This is a genomic window from Psychrobacter sp. S1-30-MNA-CIBAN-0213 (genome assembly GCF_040309845.1).
Taxonomy (GTDB): domain Bacteria; phylum Pseudomonadota; class Gammaproteobacteria; order Pseudomonadales; family Moraxellaceae; genus Psychrobacter.
Window position 1 is genome coordinate 1 of record NZ_JBEOPE010000078.1, and the last position, 268, is coordinate 268.

1 protein-coding gene is annotated in these 268 nt (G+C 42.2%); it reads left to right on the plus strand.

Translation table 11 applies throughout. From position 1 onward, the window contains the following. The coding region (locus AAEY87_RS14025) for a NusA N-terminal domain-containing protein (RefSeq protein WP_350657615.1) at nucleotides 1–268 on the plus strand (268 nt) is incomplete at both ends.

A 268-nucleotide genomic window follows, 5' to 3' on the forward strand; every position in this document is an offset into this window, starting at 1 on the left:
GAAGATATCTTTGAAGCAATTGAAGACGCTTTAGTGGTATCGACTAAGAAAAAAGTATATACCGAGCAGCCAGAAGTGGCTGTACGGGTAGCAATCGACCGTGCAACTGGCGATTACGATACTTATCGTTACTGGACAGTGGTTGCAGATGAAGACCATGAAATGCCAGCTTGTCAGCTTGCTATCACCGATCTTGATCAGGAAGAATGGTCAATTGGTGATATTAAAGAAGAGCAAATTGAATCAATCGAATTTGGTCGTATTGCTG